This is a genomic window from Erwinia sp. B116 (assembly GCF_002865965.1).
Lineage (GTDB): Bacteria > Pseudomonadota > Gammaproteobacteria > Enterobacterales > Enterobacteriaceae > Erwinia.
The window spans coordinates 1-5,238 of the sequence record NZ_JRZZ01000082.1 but is presented as its reverse complement, the minus strand read 5'-3'; the positions used below and the strand labels follow the sequence as shown (position 1 = coordinate 5,238).

Sequence of the window (5,238 nt, the reverse complement as noted above, 5' to 3'; positions counted from 1 at the left end):
GCTGGGCACCGAATTCAGCGTGCGCCAGTGGGATGATGCCACCACGCTCAGCGTGCAGCGCCACGCGGTTGAGGTGACGCTGCAGGCCGATCCGCAGGCGAGCCTGCGGGTGCCCGCCGGGCAGACGCTGCGTTTTACCGCTCGCCGTTTTGAAGCCCTGCAGCCGCTGAACGCCGCCGATCTCGGCTGGCAGCGCGGCCTGCTTAGCGTCAGCAACCGGCGGCTGGAGGAGGTGCTGGCTGAGGTGGCGCGCTGGCGTCACGGCATGCTGATCTGCGATCCGAGCGTGGCGGATTTACGGGTCAGCGGCACCTTCCCGCTGGCGGATACCGACCGGCTGCTGGCGGTGCTGGTACAGACGCTACCGGTGAAAATTCAGACGGTTAGCCGTTACTGGGTGAAGGTCAGCGCCGCCTGACTGACTGATAAGAAAAATAATTCGCATTTGCATTGTCCCTTTTGCCCGCCTCATTCGACTTATCTGCAGAGAGTATAAAAACATCCCTTTTCGGAGACGGTCATGTCTGATTCTTCTGCCCGCGTGCTGTGGGTTTTACGCAATACCTCCCCTCTGGCCTTTGCCGTTCACTGTGCGCTGGTGCCGCTGGCGCTGGCGGCACCGGCCCTGGCCGCCGCCGCCAGCCAGCCTGCCGCGGCCCACTACCAGATAGCCGCCGGCGATCTCGACGCCGCGCTTAACCAGTTTGCGGCCACCGCCGGCCTCACCCTGTCGGTGGATGCGGCGCTGACCCGCGGCAAAACCAGCCCGGGGCTGAACGGCAGCTACGCGCCGGAGCAGGGCCTGCAGGCTCTGCTGGCGGGCAGCGGCCTGCAGCTGAAGGCGCTGGGGGGCAATACCTTTACCCTGACGCCGCAGCCGCAGCCGGCCGCCGCTGGCGCGCTGACCGTGGTCGGCGACTGGCTGGCGGACGCGCGGGAAAACGACGTGTTTGAACATGCGGGCGCGCGTGACGTGATCCGCCGCGAGGAGTTTGCCCGCAGCGGCGCGACCACCCTGCGTGAAGCGCTGAACCGCATTCCCGGCGTTAACGCACCGGAGAATAACGGCACCGGCAGCCATGATATGGCGATGAACTTCGGCATCCGCGGCCTCAACCCGCGCCTGGCCAGCCGCACCACGGTGCTGATGGACGGCATCCCGGTGCCGTTCGCCCCTTACGGTCAGCCGCAGCTGTCGCTGGCCCCGGTGTCGCTGGGCAATATGGACGCGGTGGACGTGGTGCGCGGCGGCGGCGCGGTGCGCTACGGGCCGCAGAGCGTCGGCGGCGTGGTCAATTTTGTCACCCGCGCCATTCCAAACGAGTTTGCCGTTGAGGGCGGCATGCAGGGCATGCTGACGCCGACCTCGTCGCAGAACGATCCGAAGGGCAGCGGCAACCTGCTGATCGGCGGTACCGCGGACAACGGCTTCGGCGCGGCGCTGCTCTACTCCGGCACGCGAGGCAGCGACTGGCGCGAACACAGCGCGACCAAAATCGACGACGTGATGCTGAAGACCCGCTACGCGCCGAACGAGGAGCACACCTTTACCAGCCTGCTGCAGTACTACGAAGGCCGGGCGCAGATGCCGGGCGGCCTGTCGCGCGCCAACTATAACGCTGACCGTTTTCAGTCCACCCGCCCGTACGATGAGTTCTGGGGCCGCCGCCAGCTGGCCAGCCTTGGCTATCAGTACCAGCCGGACGCGCAGCACAGGTTCAATATCCTGACCTTCTGGACCAACACGCTGCGCAGCGGCTACCTCGACCAGGGCAAGAACATCACCCTGTCGCCGCGCGAGTACTGGGTGCGCGGCGTGGAACCGCGCTACAGCCAGAGCTTTAACCTTGGCGACAGCGCGCACGAAGTTGGCATCGGCTACCGCTACGTCAGCGAGTCGACCCACGAGCTGCGCTACACCAGCCTGGCGACCAGCCGGCTACTGCCAACCGGCAGCAGCCCGTACGATCGCGACACCCAGTCCGGCACCGAAGCGCACGCCTGGTACATTGACGATCGCATCGATATCGGTGACTGGACGCTGACGCCGGGCATGCGCTACGAGCATATCCAGTCCTACCAGAACAACTTTATTAAGGGCGAAAAGCAGGAGATCGGTTACAACGCGCCGCTGCCGGCGCTGAACGTGCTGTATCACCTCAACGACGAGTGGAACCTCTACGCCAATACCGAAGGCTCGTTCGGTACCGTGCAGTACAGCCAGATCGGCAAAGCGGTCAGCAGCGGCAGCGTCGAACCGGAAAAAGCGCGTACCTGGGAGCTGGGCACCCGCTTTGATAACCAGGTGCTGCAGGCGGAAGCCGGGCTGTTCCTGATCAACTTCAGCAACCAGTACGACTCGAACCAGGTGACCGACAGCGTGACCGCGCGCGGTAAAACCCGCCACACCGGGCTGGAGAGCAAGCTGCGCTACGACCTTGGCGACCTGTCACCGACGCTGGAAAACCTGTCGTTCTCCGCCAGCTATGCCTACGTCAACGCGGTGATCCGCGAACAGGGTGACTACCACGGCAACCAGGTGCCGTTCTCGCCGAAGCACAAGGGCACGCTGGGGCTGGATTACCAGACCGGTAGCTGGACCTTTAACGTCAACAGCGAGTACCAGTCCGGCCAGTATGCGGATAACGCCAACACCCGCGCCGAGAGCGCCGACGGCAGCACCGGCCGCATCCCCGGCTTTATGCTGTGGGGCGCGCGTGCCGGCTACGACTTCGGCCCGCAGTACGCCAACCTCAACCTTGCCGTCGGCGTGAAGAACCTGTTTGACCATGAGTACTTCACCCGCGCCTTTGATGACAACAATAAAGGCCTGTACGCCGGGCAGCCGCGCACGATCTATATGCAGGGTGCGGTGAAGTTCTGATGCTTAACGCCGCAGGATCCGGCAATGTGCGGAGCCATCATTTCACCGGCGGCCGGATGAGGTGTGGATGTTCTGCGGCGTGGCGTCTGTATAGTCCCCAACGGGCCGCCTTCTGGCGGTCCGCTTTGTCGTTATAAAACCGGAGAAATGGCCATGATTCGCACCCTTCTGACGCTGCTCGGCGGCGTGCTCTTGCTGCTGACCAGCACCGTACAGGCGGTGACCGTCACCGACAGCAACGGCGAATTTACCCTGAACGGCGTGCCGCAGCGGGTGGTGGTGCTGGAGCTGTCTTTCGTTGACGCGATGGCGGCGGTGGGCGTCAGCCCGATCGGCGTGGCCGATGACGGCGACGCGGCGCGTATTCTGCCGGCGGTGCGCCAGCGCATCCAGCCGTGGCAGTCGGTGGGCAGCCGGGCGCAGCCGAGCCTCGAAGCGATCGCCGCGCTGAAGCCGGACCTGATAATCGCCGACGCCGCCCGCCACGGCGGCATTCTCGGCCAGCTGAAGCGCATCGCGCCGACGCTGATGCTGAAGTCGCGCAATGAGACCTGGGCGGAGAACCTGCAGTCGGCGGCGACCATTGGCCAGGTGCTGGGTAAGGACGCTGCAATGCAGCAGCGGCTGGCGCAGCACCGCCAGCGGATGCAGGCGTTTGCCGCTCGGTTGCCGAAAGGCATCACGGTGGCGTTTGGCACCTCGCGCGAACAGCAGTTTAACCTGCACAGCAGCGACGCTTACACCGGCAGCGTGCTGACCGCGCTGGGGGTTAAGGTGCCGCCGCCGGTCGGCCAGGCGGCGCTGGCCAGCCTGACGCTGGAGCAGCTGCTGGCGCTCGATCCCGACTGGCTGATCGTTGCCCACTACCGCCAGCAGAGCATCGTGCGCGACTGGCAGCAGGACCCGCTGTGGCAGGTGCTGAAGGCGGCGCAGCAGCATCAGGTGGCGTCAGTGGACAGTAACGTCTGGGCGCGGATGCGCGGGCTGTTTGCCGCCGAGCAGATCGCCGCCGAGCTGGTGGCGATCCTGCATCACCGGCCGCTGGATAGCACGCCTTGAAAGCGCGTTTAACAGAACGCCAGGCCCTACAGCGCGATCCGTCAGCCAGGTCTGGCGAGCACGCCATTTCGGTAGCGTCTGCAGCAGAACCTTGCCTGACGTTTGCCGGGCAAGCGGGTGATGAGGGAGGCCATCGGATCGGGCGTTCATTTTGTCGAGGCCGCTGGCGTGTTTCCGCTTGCCCAGCGCTACGTGTCAGCCTGCTGCTGGCCGCGCTGGCGCTGACCTTCTGGCTGTCGCTGTTCTGCTGGTCACCGATCGCCATCGGCCCCGGCCAGGCGCTGGCGGCGCTGCTGCCCGGCCCGCCTGCGGGTATCGCCCAGGCGCTGGTGTTTAACCTGCGCCTGCCGCGCAGCCTGGTAGCGATGCTGCTGGGGGCCAGCCTGGCGCTGGCCGGCGCGCTGCTACATACCCTGACCCGCAACCCGCTGGCGTCGCCGTCGCTGCTCGGCATCAACGCCGGGGCGGCGCTGGCGATGGTGCTGGCCACCGCCTTTAATCCGGCGTGGGTGGCCGGTTATTCGATCGCGCTGCTGGCAGCGGTGGGCGGCGGCATCAGCTGGGGACTGGTGATGCTGTTGGGGCGCGGCTGGCAGCAGGCCGGCGATCGCAGCCGGCTAATCCTTGCCGGGGTGGCGGTGTCGGCGCTGTGCGCGGCGCTGACCCGCGCCACGCTGCTGCTGGCGGAAGATCACGCGTACGGCGTGCTGCACTGGCTGGCGGGGGGCGTCTCCAGCGTGCGCTGGCGCGAGTTCTGGCAGCTGCTGCCGTTTACCCTGCTGCTGGCCCCGCTGGCCTGCCTGCTGGCCGGGCGGCTCAACCTGCTGCGGCTGGGCGATGACGGTGCCAGCACGCTGGGCATTCACCCTGGCCGCCTGCGGCTGCTGATCAACCTGCTGGTGGTGCTGCTGGTCGGTAGCTGCGTCAGCGTGGCCGGGCCGCTGGCGTTTCTCGGCCTGCTGGTGCCGCATATGGCGCGGGCGCTGTTTGGCCACGATCTGCGCCGCCTGCTGCCCGCCGCGCTGCTGCTCGGCGCGCTGCTGATGCTGCTGGCCGATCTGCTGGCGCGCGGGCTGGCCTTCCCCGGTGAGCTGCCGGCCGGCGCGGTGCTGGCGCTGGTCGGCGCACCGTTTTTTGTCTGGCTGGTGCGGAGGCGCACATGAGGCTGATAGCGATACTGACGCAGGGGACCCTGTCTGCCGGTAGGTCATCTGCTGCCGGGGACGGAACGCTGAGATGAAAAGAGTTTCTCTGGTCACACCCTTATTACTGTTGCTGCTGGCCACCGGCGCGCT

At 66.4% G+C, this 5,238-nt stretch carries 3 protein-coding genes and 1 pseudogene; all 4 read left to right on the top strand.

What is annotated here, in order from left to right; all coding sequences use genetic code 11:
* A pseudogene (locus NV64_RS23545) lies at window positions 1–418 on the top strand (iron dicitrate transport regulator FecR); the annotation flags it as partial.
* Window positions 419–520: 102 nt separating this feature from the next.
* The gene (gene fecA, locus NV64_RS22465; RefSeq protein WP_101506832.1) at window positions 521–2,884 is read left to right on the top strand and encodes a TonB-dependent Fe(3+) dicitrate receptor FecA; all 2,364 of its coding nucleotides are present in this window, start codon (window positions 521–523) and stop codon (window positions 2,882–2,884) included.
* A 153-nt stretch (window positions 2,885–3,037) separates the two neighbouring features.
* Window positions 3,038–3,943: a Fe(3+) dicitrate ABC transporter substrate-binding protein gene (locus NV64_RS22460; RefSeq protein WP_056231599.1), complete on the top strand. Its 906-nt coding sequence runs from the start codon at window positions 3,038–3,040 to the stop codon at window positions 3,941–3,943.
* A gap of 137 nt (window positions 3,944–4,080) precedes the next feature.
* Window positions 4,081–5,106 (top strand): iron-dicitrate ABC transporter permease FecC, encoded by a 1,026-nt coding sequence (fecC, locus tag NV64_RS22455; RefSeq protein ID WP_101506833.1) that lies wholly within the window; start codon window positions 4,081–4,083, stop codon window positions 5,104–5,106.
* Window positions 5,107–5,238: the final 132 nt, after the last annotated feature.